Here is an 18,365-nt window from a genome sequence, read left to right on the forward strand (position 1 = left end):
ATTGAGGCTTGGAGGGGAAATGGGGATTTGGTATCGAAAACCATCAAACCTAGAGGGTATGAATTTATGCCTGATCTCGATATCGAAGTGCCATTTAAAGTATAAAGACAGTGAGTTGCCGAGGCTTTAATGAAAGTAATTAGGCAATCGAAATGTTAAATCACTAGCTACGAAAACCGATTGTTGAGAAAGGTCTCATTATGAAAACCAAAAACGAGCTAAGGATTTGTCAACAGTTGGGTGGTTGCACGAAAAAATAATTGCTATGTATTTGTGTATACCAAAGAAATCTTCAGTTAGTGTAATTTTATGGTAATTAAGGTCTATAAAAGTGTAGGGCTGCCCTTTTTTGAGCATAGCGTAGACGTGATGAAGTAACTTGTTAGCACAAGCGATCACGGCTACTTTATGGGGGTTGCCCTTACTTTTTTCTTGTGCCGTAAATTTTCCTAAACTAATACACTGGGGCCTAATTCGGCGAATGCGACGACTTGCTTTGGGTGACTGAACTGCGATGCGTCCCCAACTTCAGCAACAATAGCCGCTGCTAGCTTTGTACCACACCCGGAATCGATTCAATGAGCTTCACTTCCGAATGGTAGTGGGAAGCACGATACGAAATCTGATTATAGATCGACTTGGGGGAAGTGTAAATATAGATCCAGATGCTTTGGCGCGTGGAATTGACGGTGAAAACCCGGAGCGGCGGAAGGTATCGGCAGGAAAAGAAGCCATAAAGTTGGCTAGAGATTGTATAAGAAACAAGAGAGACTTTACTGTTGAACCGACGCTAGCTGGCGGTAACGTAATAAGGCAATTGAGAGAAGCCAGAGGAAATGAATTCGAAGTGATCATGTTCTACGTTAGCCTAGGTGATTATCGACTTAACATTGAACGTGTTGCCGCAAGAGTTAGAAACGGTGGTCATCACATTCCAACGGAAGACATTATCAGAAGACATCAAACATCTACGGTCAATTTGCTAATTCACCTCGATTTAATTGATTACTTAATTATAATTGATAATAGTAATTCGGATGGCGAGATCGTTTTAGAAGCAGATAGAGATTCAATTAAACATCGCTCAGCAAGTATTCCTAAATGGGTGGCTGTAATTGAGGATCAATTGACCAATCGGAACAATATTCAACAATAGCCGTTCACTAGTGAAACAGTGGACGGTTTTTTGTTGTTAGATTCATCGCAGTGATATCGTTTCGGTCCATACCATTATGAATCGCACAATTTCCTTTTATTTGTTTATTCCGAAAAGAGTAGGTCTGTTATACTTTGAATAATTAGTATAAATGTTAGGGGAATAATCAATGGAGACAAAGAGAATAATTGAGCATTTTCTTCAAGCTTTAAAAAAAACTACTATCACGCTTGAAGAATTGGAAGCTCTCTTTAGCGGTGTCCGCATTGACTGGAATGAATTTTCCACTGTGCTGCTATGCCTTGAAGAAGATAAGACGTTGGAAGCAGTGAAGTCAGCAGGCCGGACAACCAGGTCGCCAAAGTTAGCGTACCGCTATCGGGTGAATAAGCATTTGATTAGCAGTGCGAGTCGGAACTTGTTGAATATGGATCAGCTTGCCTATCATTCTTCTGTTAAATTGGACTATTACCATTCTGTTTCAGTTCAGGAATACGAGCAAGATAAACAATGGATTGCACGAATCGACCAATACATAAAGCATAATGGATTTCCTGAAGAAGCTGCGCCAGCTCCCGAACGAAGCTTTCAATTAGTTAGTAATGAAAAATGGATAACGGATTTTGGCGGCGAGACTCTTCTGAAACGGATTGGTTTGTGGGAGCAAATGCGAATTTATCCGGTATCTGATCCCTTAATGTTAGCGGTTAATCCGGGGCTATTCGACGATCCCATTAGGAACGAGTGTACGCATCTCATTGTTGAGAATAAGACTACTTTTCAAGCGCTGCTTCCGGTTCTTCGCGATACGGCTTTCCACACGCTCATTTACGGCTGTGGTAACAAGATTACGGGTAATATCGATATGTTTCCATTGCAGTACCCTGTGAATCATTGTGAACATCAATTCTTTTATTTTGGAGATTTGGATTACGAAGGGATTCGAATCTGGTATGAGACGAATAAGCAAAGACCAATCAGGCCGGCAACTATTTTCTATGAAGCCTTGCTTGAAATGCCCTTTGTTATCGGAAAAGATAACCAAAGGAGAAATGATGCGTCCGTTCAAGCTTTTTTAACACATTTTACACAGACGCAGTGTGAGAAGATTGAACGATGCCTGACTTTCGGAGGCTATTATCCGCAGGAAACATTAACAACATCGCAATTGCAGCTGCTATGGAGGAGAGAACAGTGGAAGCAATGGATCGAAATGAACTAGAGGGTACGCTTGCAGGGTTTCAAGATCGTATGTCCAAAATTGCACTGTTCGATCCATTATTCGAACTTCAACGCAAAAAGCAAATGGATTTGGACGGTCAGCCGATTGCAATGATGGAATTGGGATTACTGACGCTGCTGTTTTTCTTCGAACAGAAGCTGATGCGATATGCGAAGGTCGGGGTGAAGGATTTAGCCTCTTTTTTAAATCATCTTACAGCGGAAAAGTATCGTGTGGAGCTGGTTGAATGGGAAGAGCTGTCGCGTACCATCATTCAGGTGTTTCGTCCGGCATCAGGCAAGAAGAGGGAGTTTGCATTTTTTAACTGGGAAAATCTTGAGCAACAAACAGTATACACGTCCATCTTGAAAGCTAATGCGTTTGATTCGAAGACAAATACGCAATATTATGCGCTTGATGAGGATGGGCTGGAGCTTGTTTTTGCCACCAAAGAGTTTTATTCAGAATTCCAACTCTCGATTCATCAGCTTGTACTTCGTAAGCAATTGGAGAAAGGTGAGTTCCAGGGGGCGCTGCGACAAATTAATGAAATGCGTGTTGACGTTGAATCATTACAAGACCGGATGATCAAGCTAGAGCATGAAATTAAGAGGAATATTGCGTCCGAAGAAACGATCCACCGGTATTCGATATTATTAGAAGATATATATATGAGATTGCAGCGTGAGAATGATGAGTTTGAAGAGCTTAAGCAGTTTGTAAAGGAAACGAGAATGCGGCTGCATGCGGACATGAATTTAGAGAAGCAGCAGCGTGCCTATGAATATATTCTTAAAATTGCAAGTGAATTAGAGAAAGTGCATGGCGACCATTCGGGGTTGTTGAAGCAGAGTATGGATTTGAAGAATCAAGCACTCCATTCCGCCAAGGAGTCACTCTATTATACGGGAATAAGCGCTTTTAATTTTGATCAGGATATTGCAAGTCTTGTTATGGGTTCCCCGCTTCCGACTGAAGCCTTGAAGGCGGTAACCGCACCATTCATGGGGCTTGAACAGACCAAAAGTTGGTCGCCGCTAACGGTATTTGCAGAACAGAGTATAACAGGCCAGAATGAGCAGGAGCCTCGAGAGGACGCATTTCTGGAAGTAACCGAAGAGGAGGATATTAACGGGTTCGCTAGAAACAGGCAGTCTTTTTTCAAAGTCATTATGGGATTGGTAGTAGAGCAATTAGAACGATATGAATCAGTAGAGCTGCAACAATTATTCAATATTCTCAAAAATAACGGTCGTTCTGAATGGCTGACCTATCGAAGTTTCTATGATTTCTGGTTAATACTGCATCAACGTAGCCCGGTACGAGCCGTTTTTTCAAACCAAGATAGTTGGGATACAAGCTTGGCGGAAGTATTCTCACTCTTGGGCAGGCGTGTTCTTCTAGTACAGGAGCTACCACAAATCATAGCCGATGACGCAACACGTTACCAAATTCAGAATATGAAGCTTTCCTGGGAGGAGGAACGAGATGCTCTATAACGATGACAAGGTAATGCAAGCCTTTCGAATCTATACACAATTAGCAATGACAGGTTCTGCTGAGAAAGAAGTACAGAAGGCTTATATGGTAGATGACCAAGTTCGGGGACTTGTCGATCAGTTTGCCGCAGAGGTGGATTGTACGGTTATTGCTACGGGAGAACAGTTGTTTCTTATTCCGCTTGTTCGATTATCTCCTTTTCATTTCAGCAATGATTATATGAAGAAGACTTATTTGCGGGCTGCTGCGGTAAACGCTGATTTATATCTGATGTATGTAACGATTATGGTGTTTATAGGCGCCTTTTATGATAGCTATCAAAGCCTGGAGCCGACTCGGAATTTTATTCCACTCGATGAATGGGCAGCTATCGTGCAGGAACGAATCGACTCGCTGCGAGAGCATGACGAAGAGAAGCTTAAGTTGTATGAGAAGGAATTTTCATATAATTGGTCTGCAGTAATTGAAAAATGGGACACGATGGATGACATTAAGGAGACTGCGAAGCGGCAAAGCGGAAACACGATAAGTCGACTAAGTTTTTTGGATACGGTTAAAAGATTTCTGGTAGAGCAGCAGGTGGCGGAAGAAGTAGGCAGCGGCGAAATCGGGCTTACGGAGAAAACGAAGGTTATTGTTCAACGTTATTTTATGGAGCTTGAATATAATCGCGGTATTCTTCAATTCTTATATGATATGGACGGATCAAAAAAGATGAGCGAGGAGGCTCGCGATTATGCCCGCAATATCAAAAATTAGATTCACGCATGTCCTCTATGAGGGCGGCAATAAACGATATAATGACGAGACCTTCTTCTTCGACGGCCACAATGGAGCAATTGTACTGGAAAATGGCGGCGGGAAAACGGTGTTTATTCAGACGGCGCTTCAAGCGATACTGCCGCATACAGAGCTCGCGGGACGGAAGCTGAAGGATACGCTGCTGCTTGAGAATGGTCCTGCGCATATCGCTATAGAATGGATTCTGAACGATAAGCCTCGTCGGAGATATGCAGTCACTTGTATTAGCCTCTTTCTGAACGGTAACAGTGTGGATTCCTACCGATATGTGAATGAATACGGAGAGCATGACCCAGATAGCATTGATCGTATTCCGTTTGTCAAAGAAAATATGGGGAGAACGAGACCGGCTGATAAGGGAGAAATACAAGATTATTATTCGTCGATGGCACATCGGCACCATCTTAAGGCCCGAACCTTTGATACGATTAAGGCGTACAAAGGTTATTTGGAGGAAAACTTCCATATTATTGCCTCTGAGTGGGATGCTGTTGTGAAAATCAATGATACCGAAGGTGGTATCGAGAAGTTTTTTGATGAGTGTAAAGCAACGTCGCAGCTGTTTGATAGACTGTTGATCCCGACGGTCGAGCAGGCAATGGAAGGCTTCGAGGAAGATCGCTTCGTTAATATGTTTGAATCTCATCGCGAAGGGTTCAAAAGATATAAGGATTTGAAAGAGCAAATTGAAGACAACAATGGGATTCAGCTGCAGCTAATCCAGTATGTCAAGCTGCATGAACAACTTCATAATGCTGAAGTGAAGTATGATGAGGCGCGCAAGGAAGCTCGTACATACCGGGAACTTGTGCAACTGCAGCATCGCGAGCTCCAAGCGGAGGAAGCGAGACTCATTGAAAGCCAGCACAATTGGAAGAGCCATCACGATGCATTGATCCGGGGTGAGAAGTCGCTTGAGCTTGCCGAAGAAGAGCAGGAGAGGATGAATGCAGCACTTATTCTGGTACAGCTACGGGAGGAATCTGACGGCTTACAGCAAAGGCGAATTGACGCTGAGCGTCATTATTACTCTGGACAGTACGCGGAACTAAGAGTGAAGGCGGAGCTGGCGAAGTCTAGGCGAGTCGAGTTGAGGAATAACCTGAACCGAATGGAGCAGAGTGAAGATGAACAGCAGATCCATGAGCGGTGGGAGCAAGCAGGCGGACAATTACGAACTGCATTCGAGCAGGATGAAAAGCGGATTTCACATAATTTGAATGAGCAGATATCAGAGCTATCTACGTTGAAGGCTAATCAGCAAGAGACAGAGAAACAACTGAAGAGAATTGAAGCTGAGATTCGACAATGGGAGATGCAAGTAGGGCAGAAGCAGTCGAAGCTTGAGGAGAAGCGGGAATATCGGAATAAACTAGCTAAAGGTATATTGGCGAATCCCGTTCTCGAGAAGGTAGAGGAGCAAATGCCGATCTGGTCCGCGCGGCAGCAACGTGTCGAGATGGAACGCCTTGCACTTCTTGAACGATCGAAAATATTGGCAGCGGAACGTGGCGATATTATAGAGCAGCAGAAGGCGAACGAGATTAAATGTCGTCATATAGATCGTCAGAAAACAGTGAACGAACAGCAAATGAATCATCTCGAGGCAGAACACTTGAATGTTCGGAATGAGCTTGGAAATCTGCGGTCGGACTGGGATCGTTTGCTATCGGTATATGAGAAGCTTACTTCGATTACAGAACGGCTTCATGATGGGATTGCGAAGCGGCAGGACCAGAAGAATTATTTGATGCTGCAAGAAAGATATGCATTTCGTTATGTTGATGATTATAACGATCAACAGCTCTTTTTTGCAGATCCGTCTATTGAACGTAGGCTGCAAAGCTGGAAACGGCAATTTTCTATGCTGCAAACTGGTGTTGAATACCTGGCAGGAATCGAGATTGGTAAGCAGTTGGAGATAGCTGATCGATTATGGTCGATTACGCTCGTGACAATCGAAGCGGATAAAGCGGCACTCGGTTTGAAGGTAGCCGAGGCTGATGACATTGTCTTTCCAATCCGGATCCTCAGCGTATCGGAAGCAGTATCCATTATACAAGGTAATCTGCCGCATATGGAAGATCGTTGGGTTGTACCTGGGCATTGGAACTATAATACCGACTCGGAAGCCTTCGATAAGTGGAAGCAATCGCTACAAGAAGAGGCGATGTCTGTTAGAACGAACCGGGAAAAGAAGGAAGCAGAACTGGAGGCGTGGTGGAGAACGGAGCAGAGTCTGACAAGCTTCGTTGCGACATACCCTCTCATTCGATTTAATGAAATCGACAAATCAATCCGTGAGAGCAGAGAGCAGCTCATCCGATTGTCACAGGAAAGTGTGAAGTTGGATCATCGTTTGAATGAACTGATGGCATTAGAGGGACAATTTCGGTCAGACTCGGAAGTGATGCAGGCAGAAATTCAACAATTGGGCATCTGGCTAAGAGATGGCCAGCAGTATATGTTAATTGGATCGGAAATGCAGAAGCTGGAAGAAGAAATTGTGCCAATCAAGGAACAGATTGCAGGCTTGCGCTCGCAGCAACGCATGAAAGATTTCCAACTGAAGCGTACACTAGATGAACGGGAAGGCATTGAAGCAACAATTACGGATTTGAAGATAGGCCTTCAAAACTTGAAGAGCAATGAGTTATATCAGGCGGTACAATCCTTTGCCTATGTGAATACCAATCATACATTAATTGAATTGAAAGAAGCATATAAGGCAGTAGACCGCGAACGAGATGGCATTGGGCGGGTACGAAGCCAACTGGAGCTTGAATATAATCATGAGCAGGAACGTGAAGTGCAAGCACGGACAGGGATGACGACACTTTTGCGAGAGCATCCGAATCTGGAGCAAGAGGCGCAGTTGCCGGCGGACATGGATACCTTCAATAAGGAATGGTGGGAACGTGTCGAGAAATATCGCGAACAAGCAAAGAACGCAGGCGAGAAATTTTCTGATCAACATATGCAATTGATGAAAATAGAAGCGACAATTGAGAGAATGCTCAAGGAATTTGGAGAACAATTTCCTGGGGGACAACGAATACAGTTTGATGATAACCTGTTCGATGTGAAGAATAACCTGCGGCTCAAGGCGGAGCAGCTCGAACAGGAACAGAAGGAATTAAAGCAGCGCAGCAAATACATCGAACGTCATAATCGAGAATTGGATAGCGTACTGCAGCTGTGGAATCAATATATTTTGCTGCATCGTCTGGAAGATATTCGACTAGCTCCAGCGCCGATTGAAGAGCAGCATCGGAGAGAATTCGATTACGCCCGGATGGATTACACAGAGCGTTCGATCCATTTGCTCGAATCGTGCAAGCAAGCTGTCGATAAGGAACAGATGAACGTACGCAAAGGAATTCAAAGCATGAAAGCTTATTGTCTTGAGCATGTAAAGGATATTAAGCTGCGGCAGATGGTCATTCAAGGTATCGAGTTTAAAGAGACTTATACCGATATTATGGAGTTTCAGCAGGTGATGGAAACGAGAATTCAGAAGGCGATTCATATTATGACGGAGACGATTCAGACTCATGATCGTGAATTGCAAGAGTTTATTCATCGTATTCATACCCATTTGAAGCAGATAGCGAATGAACTGCGGGAGCTGCCCAAGAAAACTCGTATTCGCACAGCCGATGGATGGCGTGAAATTTATAGCTTCTTTATACCAGAGTGGGATAATCATGAGGGCAAGGAGCGAATACGAGAGCATATTGAGTGGATTCTAATTCAATTAGAGAAGGAGCAGTACCAAGATGAGCCGGGTAAGGACATCCAACAGAATGTTCGTAAAAGCTTGGAACAATGGCTAGATTCGAAGCAATTGATAAAGGCTGTAATGAAAGGTGAAGCAATGAAGGTGTCATGCCGCAAGGTTATGAACGATTATCAAGTAACGAAGGCGGCTTATTCCTGGGAACAGTCGAATCGTTGGTCCGGCGGAGAGAAGTGGAGCAAGAACATGACGCTATTTCTTGGCCTGCTCAATTATGTCGCTGAGAAAAGGCAGTTTATCCGGGCAAATATGAAGCTGCACAGAAGCGTTATTCTGGATAACCCATTCGGGAAAGCATCAAGCGATCATGTATTAAGCCCGGTATTTTTTATTGCGGAACAACTTGGTTTCCAAATGATCGCTTTGACAGCGCATGCTGAAGGAAAGTTTCTGCAAGATTATTTTCCGATTGTGTATAGCTGCCGTTTACGGTACACAACGGATTCCTCCAAGCAAGTTGTTGAATCAACCAAGCAAATTCGGCATGCGTATTTCAAGGATAATGCACCACAGACACTTGAGCGCATCGATGGGAGAGCCGGGCAGATGACTTTATTTGATTTTTAGTCGAACCGAATATTGATTTAGAATAGATTGTCCTTATTTCATATCGTTTTGTGTCACAACATCAAGAAATTCGATACACCCGTTGTATCGAAAATGAAATCCTTATGCATTTGCGGCTATGTGAGCCGGATTGAAAAGCGGGCGTTGATGAAGCTTTAACATGAGTTTTATAAGGTGAAGAAGTAGGACTGTGACCGCTCCTGCCGGAGCGGTCTTCATTATATTCGATAGTAGATCAGAATGATAATGTTTAAAATATTCGACGAGGAATAGAGTTGAATGATATATAATAAATTTAGAAATTAATACCTACTTTATGACAATTAAACTTGAGGAGAAAACAAATGCAGGACATCCTTAAATTATATCGTGATAGATTGACCGACTTAACAGCCAATAATAAAAGTCTTAGATTAACGCGATTAACTAACAAAAATCATTTTGATATTCATACGTTGGAAAGTATAGAAAATGGACTCGAAGTTCGTGTAATGGAGGGAATTTGTGCTCAGAGTGAAGAGATTTTGCTTATGCCACAAAATAGTCTCGAGGAAGGTGCTATTTTAGCGAATCGCAAGCTGACCCAATTGAAACGGGAAATAGATTTAATTGAACAGGAAACAGGTAACAACCCTTTTTATATAGGATATGGATTTCTTGAAGGTTATTTAGTCCCTGAATTTTTTGTTAGATGTCCGATTTTGTTTTATCCTGCGAAATTGTTGAAAAAATATATAAACAACAAACCGTTTTGGGTATTAGAGGTCGGTGAGGAGAATCCGGCATTTATTAACCGAACTTTTATAATGGCTATTCAGAAATACATAGGTGGGGATATTAGTTTATCAATTCAAGATCAACTAGAAGCACTGCCTAAAAGTTTGTCGGACGTTTTGCCTTTTCTAAGGGAATTACTACGGAAACATGACGTTACAACGGCACTTGAGCTAGAAGAAGCTACTATCACATCTTTCAAAAATATGAAGAAAGAAAATATCCCTCAAGTATCAAAGGGATTTACGTTATACCCTTATGCGGTTATGGGCAAATTTCAACAATCAGCTAGTACGTTGTTGAATGATTTTAATGCATTGCTTGATAATCCCCCTGAGAGCGGCTTTTTGAGAGAATTGTTAGAAGGGGCTGAAGAAGACGAAAAGGCTTTTGATGAAATTTCCATTGATGAGTTGAACTCCGTTCATCCATCAGATAATTATTTTGTCCTTGATACTGATGCGAGCCAAGAAGCGGTTGTTGTTGCGGCAAGAAATAAAAAAGGGCTAATTGTTCATGGTCCACCTGGAACTGGTAAATCTCAGGTTATTGTAAATCTAGTTGTCGATCGCATGTCAAAAGGGCAAAAGGTTTTGTTAGTGTGTCAAAAACCAGCTGCTCTCGATGTGGTCTATAACCGATTGGGTCAGATTAATTTACAAAATAATGTAGCATTGATACATGACTTCAATAAAAATAAAGCAGATGTCTATCAGAAAATTGCTTCTGTTATTGAGCGTTCCATTCCCACTACAACGATGGATTATACGAGAATTTCGAATGAGAAGCATGCCTTAGCCGTAAAACTAAATCAGATTGCAAGTTCGTTACATGAAGTGAGACCATTCGGGAAGAGTCTTTATTATTTGTATAGTAAGGCAAAATATGAGCAAGCTGAAATTTTTGAAGTTGAGGATTTGTTGCATAACATCACCTATGATGATTTAGAAGCACATCTAGTTGATCTTAGGACAATTATTGAACTCAAAAAGAAGTACGACAATAGAAACTACCCTTGGAGTAAACGTAAAAGTTTTGCTAACTTTTCGATTAAGCAGCATCTTGAATTAAGTAATGTATTAGATCGTATGGTGACAGAGATTAAACAAGCAATCGGTATCAAAACTGAGATTCATCTTTTGTTTGAACCTGTATATTATCTTGAAAACGTTCATTTGCTTCATGAGCTAGAGGTGGGAATTGAAGGGCTGAAAGAAAGAAGCTTGCATAAGCATATTGTAAAATTTTTCAACGATGAGAACCGTGAATATGAAAACGAAGAACAATTAAGTTTTATTGGAACAAAATACAACTCAATTTTTAAACAGTTAAGTGCTTTAAATGGTCTTCCTGAACCAGTCGAAAGCCTAGCTTATGATGAAGCAGTAAAATGGAAAGAAAAAATAACGTTATTCGATGATATGAACAAAAAAATATCGAGATTTGTTAATTCGAACTGGTACTCATTAAAGAAGGAGATTCAAGAACATTGTAAAGTCCAGGGAGTATCGTTCGATGGTCATTCTGTTCGAGAATATCGAGACAAGATTGAGTCATTTTTACTATTTGAGAAATTACGTCGAGAAACATTGGAAACTTATTTTTTCGCAGACCCTTTAGTGGAAAATAACTTAAAGCATTGGAATGAATGGTTGAAAGCAAAGGATAAGGCTATTAAATTTCTACATGCTTATGTGCAGGCTCAAGTAGCATTTCCGGATTGGCTTAAAAATCCTGAGAACAGCAAAGCCCTGGAGGAATATCACAGCGAAGCTTTTATAAAACAAGTTCAACGACTTATTGAGCTTACAGCCATTACTCAAAGTTTACATAGTAAATTGCGTATCTTAGAGAATTATTTAATTAATGACGAAATCGCGGACTTCATGAAGAGCCTTAATAAAGGGAGTTACGATACCTCTATTTATGAGGGGCTTCAGAAAACTTTAGATCAGTTTGATAGTTTGTGTCGCTTGGATCAAATGAAAGAGGAAATGGGAAATCTGAAAAAAGACCTCCTTGAACGTTGTGAAAAGAAATCTACGCTAGAAGATACACTGGATGTGGTTAATAATTGGATTTGTCTTATTCGAAATAGTTTTCTTCACGCTTGGATTTTACAAGTTGAAGCATCTGATCCTCATGTAAAGGATGTTTCAACGGAAATCTACCAGCGGAATGTACAACGATATGGCGATCTTCTAAAGGAAAAACGTAAGGCAGTCCCGCCTATGATTGACTTGTTATTGGCAAACAACTCAGTGCAAGTAATGGGACAAACTAGACAGAAATTGAAACATGAGTCGAATAAAAAACGTAAACTAATGCCGCTTCGCCAAGTAGTAGGACATTTTTACGAGGACTTGCTTAAGCTTGTGCCATGTTGGTTATGCACACCCGAGGCTGTGAGTGCCATTTTTCCAATGAACCAGGAAATGTTTGACCTTGTTATATTCGATGAAGCCTCACAATGTCCGGTTGAAAATGCGGTTCCTTCCATCTATCGTGCAAGACAACTGATTGTTGCAGGTGATGAAAAGCAGTTGCCGCCTAGTTCTTTCTTTCAGGCAAACACGGATGATGATGAAGAGGACGAGGAAGAAAATAACGTTTATGTCGACAGGACTGACATAAATGCTAAGAGCTTGTTGGAATGGGCAAAACCAAAGTTCCCTGATAAGTGGTTGACTTGGCATTATCGTTCTGAGTTTGAAGAGTTGATTAATTTCTCAAATTACGCTTTTTATGATCAAAGAGTTCAAATAGCACCGTCTGTAACTAAGATGAGCAGCAGCAAGCCTATTGAATTTATTAAAGTCGATGGGCTATGGGAAAACCGTTCAAATCGAGTGGAGGCGGAAATGATAGTAGAACAAGTGATAGAGATTCTTCGAAACGATTCAAGACATCCAACACTTGGAATCATTACGTTTAATAAACAACAAGCTGATTTGATTAATGATATCTTTGAAGAAAGAATGACCGAAAATGTAGAGTATCGAATGTTGATTGAGGAGGCGAAGACACGTAAGAACGGTGAAGAGAGTGTAGGGTTATTTATTAAAAACATTGAAAATGTACAAGGTGACGAACGAGACGTAATTCTATTCTCTGTGGGATATGCAAAGGATACTGCGGGTAAAATGGTAAGTCAATTTGGTCCTCTCTCCAGAGACGGGGGAGAAAACCGTCTAAATGTTGCAATCTCGCGTGCGAAAAAGAAAGTATACATTATTTGTTCATTTGAACCAAGTGAATGGATGAGAGTTGAAACGTATGCTAGAGGCGTTAAATTGTTCAAAAGATATCTGGAGTATGGGAAAGCATTATCTGATGGCAATTACGAGCTAGCGCAGTCAATTCTCAATGGACTAGTTGATGCGACTAATGTACAGGAAAGGCAAAACAATCAATTGATGTTTGATAGTGTTTTTGAAGAGGAGGTATGCCAAGCTTTAATAGCTTGTGGTTATGAGGTGCACACACAAGTTGGCTTCTCTGGGTATCGAATTGATTTGGCAATCGTTGATCCGGTAAGCAAAGAGAAATATTTACTTGGAGTTGAGTGCGACGGCGCTGCTTATCACTCTTCAAAAGTAGCACGTGAAAGGGATCTTTACCGGCAGCGGTTTTTAGAAAGTAAGGGGTGGAGGATTCATCGAATTTGGAGCCGGAACTGGTGGCTTTCGAGAGATAGAGAGATTCAGAAGATTGTTGCTTTAATTAAAGAAATAGCGTAGTTAGCATTAATGTATCGATACATGTCTAATGTCGCTAACGGACCGTACAGCCTCTATTACCCTGAAAATTGGGCTATTGGATCTGTAACGGACCTCAGAGCCGCTATTGTAGTTAAATCAGCAGATATGAGCCCGTTTTAGTACAAATAACGGCTCTGGAGTCCGTTGGAATCACAATCGCCCCTATTTTCCGCCAAATAACGGCTGCGGGGTCCGTTAGCCCATGAGGGTGTAGGCAGTGGCTGTCGCTACTGAGTCCGTTAGCCGAGAGGGCAGGCATCAAAACATCAAACGCGGATAAACGCAGAACCAACATACGCGATCTCGACTTTGATTCTCCAATCGCTATCCCAAGGAATATGTTGACAATATTTATAAACAGATGGTAACCTAATGCAAATACAATAAAATCAATCGGAATAGGCGTCATTACTATTCACAATCACATATAAGATGCGATTCCGTTCGAATATCGCGTCTACCGGATCACCGGAGACTTCCGCTTTCTTAGCCATTAATGCGGAGGTCTCCTTTTTTATTTAATCTGCTCTTCGATGCGACGCTGTTTTATTCATGATCGAATTGTTATATGACCGCATAGAACTTCTCTATTATTCATACCCAGAAATGGATGATACAGTTAGATCAACCTTTAATTCTAACTTAACAAGTTGGAATTATCGGATTAACGAATAGCATAAATGGAGGTCTTTACAAATGAAAAAGTTTACCGTAGTCGCATTCACACTCGCTCTGGCGCTTGCTCTTTCCGCATGCGGAAGCAAAAGCAAAGAAACGGCCAGCGGCGCGGAAGAAGGCGAAGCCGTCAAAAAAGTAATCGTAGGCACGGGGAATGATTTTGAGCAAGTCGCTTTTCTGGACGATAAAGGCAATCTGACCGGCTTTGACGTCGAGCTGATTCGTGAAATTGACAAAAGGCTGAAGGATTACGAGTTCGAGTTTCAATCGATGGAGTTTTCGAACATTTTGCTAAGTTTGGAAACGAAAAAGGTCGACATCGCTGCGCATCTTTTTGAGAAAAATCCGGAGCGTACCGAGAAGTTTGACTTTAACCAAGAGCCATACGCCTACTGGCGCAACAAAATTATCGTTGCGTCGGACAACACAGATCCGATCAAGTCGCTGGACGATCTGAAAGGCAAAAAGGTGCTCATCGGTCCAACGAGCGCCCAAGCGCAAATTTTGGAAAACTACAACAAGGAACACGAGGATGCGAAGATCGATATCGTCTACCAGCAGAACGATGCTAACGACGAGGTGCAGCAAATTTCGTCGGGGCGGGTATACGCTACGCTCGGCGCTGATTTCTTGCTCCCACTCAAAGATCCGCAAGGCAAGCTCAAGACGGTTGGCGATCCGCTGAACGAAGGCAACATCCTGTATGTATTCCGCAAAAATGATCCGGAGTCCAAGAAATTGTCTGATGCGGTCGATGCGACGATCAAGGAGCTTAAGGCTGACGGCACGTTGAAAAAAATTAGCGAGCAATGGCTCAAGCAAGATTTTTCGAAATAGATGGTCGCAAACGGCATCCGCGTTCGGCTGGGGGAGTGAAAACGGAAGATGGGCCAGCATCAATTTGAAATTGTCTACGTATTCGAATATTTGTACAGATTGCTTCCGTCCTTGAAGGTTACGCTGCTAATCGTCGCAAGCTCCATCGGCATTGGGGCGCTGGTCGGGCTGCTCGTCGCGCTTCCCCAGTTGTACCGCGTGCCGATGTTGAGAAGGCTTTCGCAGCTATACGTCTCGTTTTTTCGCGGCACGCCGATTCTTATTCAGCTATTCCTGTTCTATTATGGCGTTCCCGAAGTGCTGAAGGCGGTCCAGCTTGACGTTACGCGAACGCCTGCGTTGTTTTTTGTTATCCTTACGTACTCGCTGCATAGCGGAGCCTATATTAGCGAAGTGATTCGCGGAGCAGTTATGGCGGTGGATCGCGGACAGGCGGAGGCTGCGTATGCGGTTGGGATGAATGGCTTCCAAGCGTTCAGCCGGATCGTGCTGCCGCAAGCGATTTCGCTTTCCATCCCGGTATTCGGCAATGTTGTCATCGCCAATTTGAAGGACACGTCGCTTGCTTTTACGCTCGGCATTTTGGATATTTCCGGAAAAGCGAAGACGATAGGCACGCTCTCCCAAAGGTTTATCGAGACATACCTTTCTCTCGCAGTGTTGTATTTTATTATCAGCTTTGCGCTGCAGAAGCTGTTTGACCGGCTTGAGAAGAGGATGCTCCGCCACGAGCCGGCAGCGGCAGGGTTAACGAGAGACGCAACCTCCAGAATATCGTTTTTCCGCAAAAATAAGGCGGCAGCCAAATGGCGCAGCAAGGAGGCGCGGCTATGAAGCTGGATCTTTCCTTCATATGGCAGGCGCTGCTCCAATTGCTGACGGCTGTTCCGACTACGATTGCCATCACTGCTGTATCCATCGTTTGCGGCCTGGTTATCGGCACAGTCGTCGCCTTGATCCGAATTAACAGCGTGCCGGTTCTGAATGCGGCTGCTGTCGCTTACGTCACCTTCATTCGCGGCACGCCGATGCTGACTCATCTGCTGCTTGTTTATTTTGGTCTCCCATTTGTCATTGATGCCATATGCACGAATTTCGGCTGGTCGTTCCGCTCCGTGTCGATTCCGATGATCGGCTTTGCCTATATCGCGTTCTCGATCACAGCAGGCGCTTATTTGTCCGAAGTTGTGCGCTCAGGGCTGCTTGCTGTCGACAAGGGGCAGATCGAAGCTGCTTATGCGGTCGGTATGACGACGACGCAAGCGATACGCCGAATCGTTTTTCCGCAGGCATTCGCGATTTTGCTGCCCAATTTGTCGAATGGCACGATCAGCATGCTGCACGGCTCCACGTTGGCGTTCACCGTCTCGGTCGTTGACATTAATGCCAAATCGCAAATTATTGCATCGTCCAATTGGAAGTTTTTTGAATCGTATATTGCGGCTGCGGTTATCTATTGGGGGCTGACGTTTCTGATCGAACGCATGACTGCAATGGCGGAGAAACGAATTCAAACGTATAACCGGGGAGGCGTGGCATGAAAAGCTCGTCGTCCGTTGCGTATGCGGAAGCATTCGAGGATGGCCGCTGTTCATACGATGCGTAAGATTTCTTCTATTCGCGAATAGATTTCTTCTATTATTCAAACGGCTGCGGTTCAGGTATGCTTTTGTTAGATAAAGTTTACTAATTTGGTAGGAATTATTGGTATTTGTAAACAAGCCAAATGGAAGGAAAGCAGGCGGAGGGGCATGGCCATTCTTCTCGTCACGCATGATTTGGGCGTCGTGGCGGAAATGGCTGACGAAGTGATCGTCATGTACGCGGGGCAGGTCGTGGAGGCGGCGGACGTCGCGTTTACGCTCAAGCTCGCGCTTCATGCGAAGGTCGAAACCTCGTTTAAGCTAGATCGCGCAAGGCGAGCAAGAAATCGACGAGGCGAAGCGGCATGCGATCTACAATCGCCTGCAAGAGGTGCTGCACGAGGATGTGCCGACGCTGGCCGTCTATTCCGAGAAGAGGCTTCAGGTCGTTTCCAAGGATGTTCTCGTTGGCAAACCGCTGAACCTTGGCACGTTCAACAACGTCAGGGAATGGGACATCGCCGCAAAGTAAGTTATAAGGGATTCAATCCGTTATAATAAATCATTTTTTTAAATCCCAATTGGAGGTGCAAGGAGAATGGCAGAATTGAGCTGTCTCGTATGCAAGTCGGACATTGAGGTGGAGGAACAAGCAACAACAGGAGAAATCGTAGAATGCGAATCCTGCGGACAAGAGCATGAAGTACAGGTTGAAGCGAGCCTCGTCACCATTGCGCTGGCTCCAGAGATTGAAGAAACTTGGGGAGAGTAGGTGCAGCGATCCATGGAGAACAATAGCGACATCTTGTTGTGCATCACGAAGATGAGGGAAGAAGAGCAGCGTATCGTTGATCATCTCGGTCAGCTTGGCATCCGCGTCAAAGTGAATTTGGACTCCATGGAACTGCCTGTCGGGGCCTCAGACGCCCCGTCATTCGGGCTGGCGCTCATTCGGTGCCTTTCACAGAAAAACGCGTTGAGCCGTACGCAGCTGCTCGAACTTGCCGGTATCGAAACGTTGAATTCGGGCAGAGCGATTGCGATTTGCACGAATAAGATTCATCAGGCGATTGTGTTCAACAAGCATGGCATCCCGCAGCCGAGGTATCAAGTCGCCTTCACCCCTGCGAAGCTGTTCGACGCGCTTTCGGATTTCGGGGACATATGCGTCATCAAACCTGCAACCTCTTCATGGGGGCGGGGAATCGCCAGAATGACGGGGAAGGAATGCCTGGAAGGCTGGATTGCCGCCAGGGAGTCGGTCGACCCAAGCCATCAATCGTTTCCCGTTCTCGTGCAGGAATATGTGGAAAAAGGCGATTACGACATCCGTGTCGTCATCGTCGGCCGCAAGCCGATCGTCGCTTTTCGCCGCGTGTCCGCCGAGAATTGGAAGACGAACACGCATTTGGGCGCGGAGATCGAGCCGATCGATATTAACGACGAGATCGCCGCGATATGCGCGGATTTGGTCGGTGTATTAGGAGAAGGCATTTACGGCGTGGACTTATTTTTCGATTACAAGCAGCTGCGATACGTCGTTTGCGAAGTGAATCAGAATCCGGAATTCGCGAAATCGTGGAAGGTGCATGGCGTAGATGTCGCCTATCATATCGCCGAATATGTGAAGGAGAAGATCGGCCAGAAAAGCAAGGTAAACGTCGGCGTTAATCCTTAGTATGCGGGG

Annotated in this window: 11 protein-coding genes and 2 pseudogenes; 12 read left to right on the forward strand and 1 reads right to left on the reverse strand. The window is 43.8% G+C overall.

Annotated features, from left to right (window positions below; all coding sequences use genetic code 11):
* Positions 1 to 198: 198 nt before the first annotated feature.
* Positions 199 to 589, reverse strand: a pseudogene (locus PAECUDRAFT_RS26830) (transposase); the annotation flags it as partial.
* 6 nt (positions 590 to 595) lie between these two features.
* On the opposite strand from PAECUDRAFT_RS26830, the gene PAECUDRAFT_RS19815 reads away from it, so the two are divergent.
* From PAECUDRAFT_RS19815 to PAECUDRAFT_RS19870, 12 genes and pseudogenes are all read left to right on the forward strand, one after another.
* Positions 596 to 1,156 (forward strand): hypothetical protein, encoded by a 561-nt coding sequence (locus tag PAECUDRAFT_RS19815; RefSeq protein WP_006039924.1) that lies wholly within the window; start codon positions 596 to 598, stop codon positions 1,154 to 1,156.
* A 169-nt stretch (positions 1,157 to 1,325) separates the two neighbouring features.
* On the forward strand, positions 1,326 to 2,378 hold the full coding sequence (locus PAECUDRAFT_RS19820; RefSeq protein ID WP_006039925.1) for a Wadjet anti-phage system protein JetD domain-containing protein: 1,053 nt from the start codon (positions 1,326 to 1,328) through the stop codon (positions 2,376 to 2,378).
* Entirely contained in the window at positions 2,360 to 3,877 is a 1,518-nt protein-coding gene (locus PAECUDRAFT_RS19825) for a hypothetical protein (protein WP_040713523.1), read from the forward strand. Before PAECUDRAFT_RS19820 ends, PAECUDRAFT_RS19825 begins: the two co-directional genes overlap by 19 nt.
* Complete coding sequence (locus PAECUDRAFT_RS19830; protein ID WP_006039927.1) at positions 3,867 to 4,637, forward strand: DUF6063 family protein; 771 nt, start codon at positions 3,867 to 3,869, stop codon at positions 4,635 to 4,637. Before PAECUDRAFT_RS19825 ends, PAECUDRAFT_RS19830 begins: the two co-directional genes overlap by 11 nt.
* A complete protein-coding gene (locus PAECUDRAFT_RS19835; protein WP_006039928.1) occupies positions 4,615 to 9,045 on the forward strand; it encodes a coiled-coil domain-containing protein in 4,431 nt (1,476 codons plus the stop codon). The genes PAECUDRAFT_RS19830 and PAECUDRAFT_RS19835 overlap by 23 nt, the downstream gene beginning before the upstream one ends.
* Positions 9,046 to 9,389: 344 nt before the next feature.
* Positions 9,390 to 13,559, forward strand: coding sequence for an AAA domain-containing protein (locus PAECUDRAFT_RS19840; protein ID WP_006039929.1), 4,170 nt, complete (start codon positions 9,390 to 9,392; stop codon positions 13,557 to 13,559).
* A gap of 717 nt (positions 13,560 to 14,276) precedes the next feature.
* Positions 14,277 to 15,095, forward strand: coding sequence for a transporter substrate-binding domain-containing protein (locus PAECUDRAFT_RS19845; protein ID WP_006039931.1), 819 nt, complete (start codon positions 14,277 to 14,279; stop codon positions 15,093 to 15,095).
* Positions 15,096 to 15,143: 48 nt separating this feature from the next.
* On the forward strand, positions 15,144 to 15,929 hold the full coding sequence (locus tag PAECUDRAFT_RS19850) for an amino acid ABC transporter permease (protein WP_006039932.1): 786 nt from the start codon (positions 15,144 to 15,146) through the stop codon (positions 15,927 to 15,929).
* Positions 15,926 to 16,636 carry an amino acid ABC transporter permease gene (locus PAECUDRAFT_RS19855; protein ID WP_006039933.1) on the forward strand — a complete coding sequence of 237 codons (711 nt, stop codon included), beginning with the start codon at positions 15,926 to 15,928 and terminating at the stop codon, positions 16,634 to 16,636. The genes PAECUDRAFT_RS19850 and PAECUDRAFT_RS19855 overlap by 4 nt, the downstream gene beginning before the upstream one ends.
* Before the next feature lie 207 nt (positions 16,637 to 16,843).
* A pseudogene (locus PAECUDRAFT_RS26660) lies at positions 16,844 to 16,960 on the forward strand (peptide ABC transporter ATP-binding protein); the annotation flags it as partial.
* Positions 16,961 to 17,276: 316 nt separating this feature from the next.
* On the forward strand, positions 17,277 to 17,450 hold the full coding sequence (locus PAECUDRAFT_RS19865) for a hypothetical protein (protein WP_006039935.1): 174 nt from the start codon (positions 17,277 to 17,279) through the stop codon (positions 17,448 to 17,450).
* A 12-nt stretch (positions 17,451 to 17,462) separates the two neighbouring features.
* Complete coding sequence (locus tag PAECUDRAFT_RS19870; RefSeq protein ID WP_006039936.1) at positions 17,463 to 18,356, forward strand: ATP-grasp domain-containing protein; 894 nt, start codon at positions 17,463 to 17,465, stop codon at positions 18,354 to 18,356.
* Positions 18,357 to 18,365: the final 9 nt, after the last annotated feature.

Origin of the sequence: Paenibacillus curdlanolyticus YK9 (genome assembly GCF_000179615.1) — a bacterium.
Taxonomy (GTDB): domain Bacteria; phylum Bacillota; class Bacilli; order Paenibacillales; family Paenibacillaceae; genus Paenibacillus_T; species Paenibacillus_T curdlanolyticus.

Bases quoted from the DNA above. Each gene is read 5' to 3' on its own strand.
- PAECUDRAFT_RS19850 (WP_006039932.1), top strand. From the start codon at position 15,144: ATGGGCCAGCATCAATTTGAAATTGTCTACGTATTCGAATATTTGTAC.
- PAECUDRAFT_RS19845 (WP_006039931.1), top strand. From the start codon at position 14,277: ATGAAAAAGTTTACCGTAGTCGCATTCACACTCGCTCTGGCGCTTGCT.
- PAECUDRAFT_RS19835 (WP_006039928.1), top strand. From the start codon at position 4,615: ATGCCCGCAATATCAAAAATTAGATTCACGCATGTCCTCTATGAGGGC.
- PAECUDRAFT_RS19840 (WP_006039929.1), top strand. From the start codon at position 9,390: ATGCAGGACATCCTTAAATTATATCGTGATAGATTGACCGACTTAACA.
- PAECUDRAFT_RS19865 (WP_006039935.1), top strand. From the start codon at position 17,277: ATGGCAGAATTGAGCTGTCTCGTATGCAAGTCGGACATTGAGGTGGAG.
- PAECUDRAFT_RS19855 (WP_006039933.1), top strand. From the start codon at position 15,926: ATGAAGCTGGATCTTTCCTTCATATGGCAGGCGCTGCTCCAATTGCTG.
- PAECUDRAFT_RS19820 (WP_006039925.1), top strand. From the start codon at position 1,326: ATGGAGACAAAGAGAATAATTGAGCATTTTCTTCAAGCTTTAAAAAAA.
- PAECUDRAFT_RS19815 (WP_006039924.1), top strand. From the start codon at position 596: ATGGTAGTGGGAAGCACGATACGAAATCTGATTATAGATCGACTTGGG.
- PAECUDRAFT_RS19870 (WP_006039936.1), top strand. From the start codon at position 17,463: ATGGAGAACAATAGCGACATCTTGTTGTGCATCACGAAGATGAGGGAA.
- PAECUDRAFT_RS19830 (WP_006039927.1), top strand. From the start codon at position 3,867: ATGCTCTATAACGATGACAAGGTAATGCAAGCCTTTCGAATCTATACA.
- PAECUDRAFT_RS19825 (WP_040713523.1), top strand. From the start codon at position 2,360: ATGGATCGAAATGAACTAGAGGGTACGCTTGCAGGGTTTCAAGATCGT.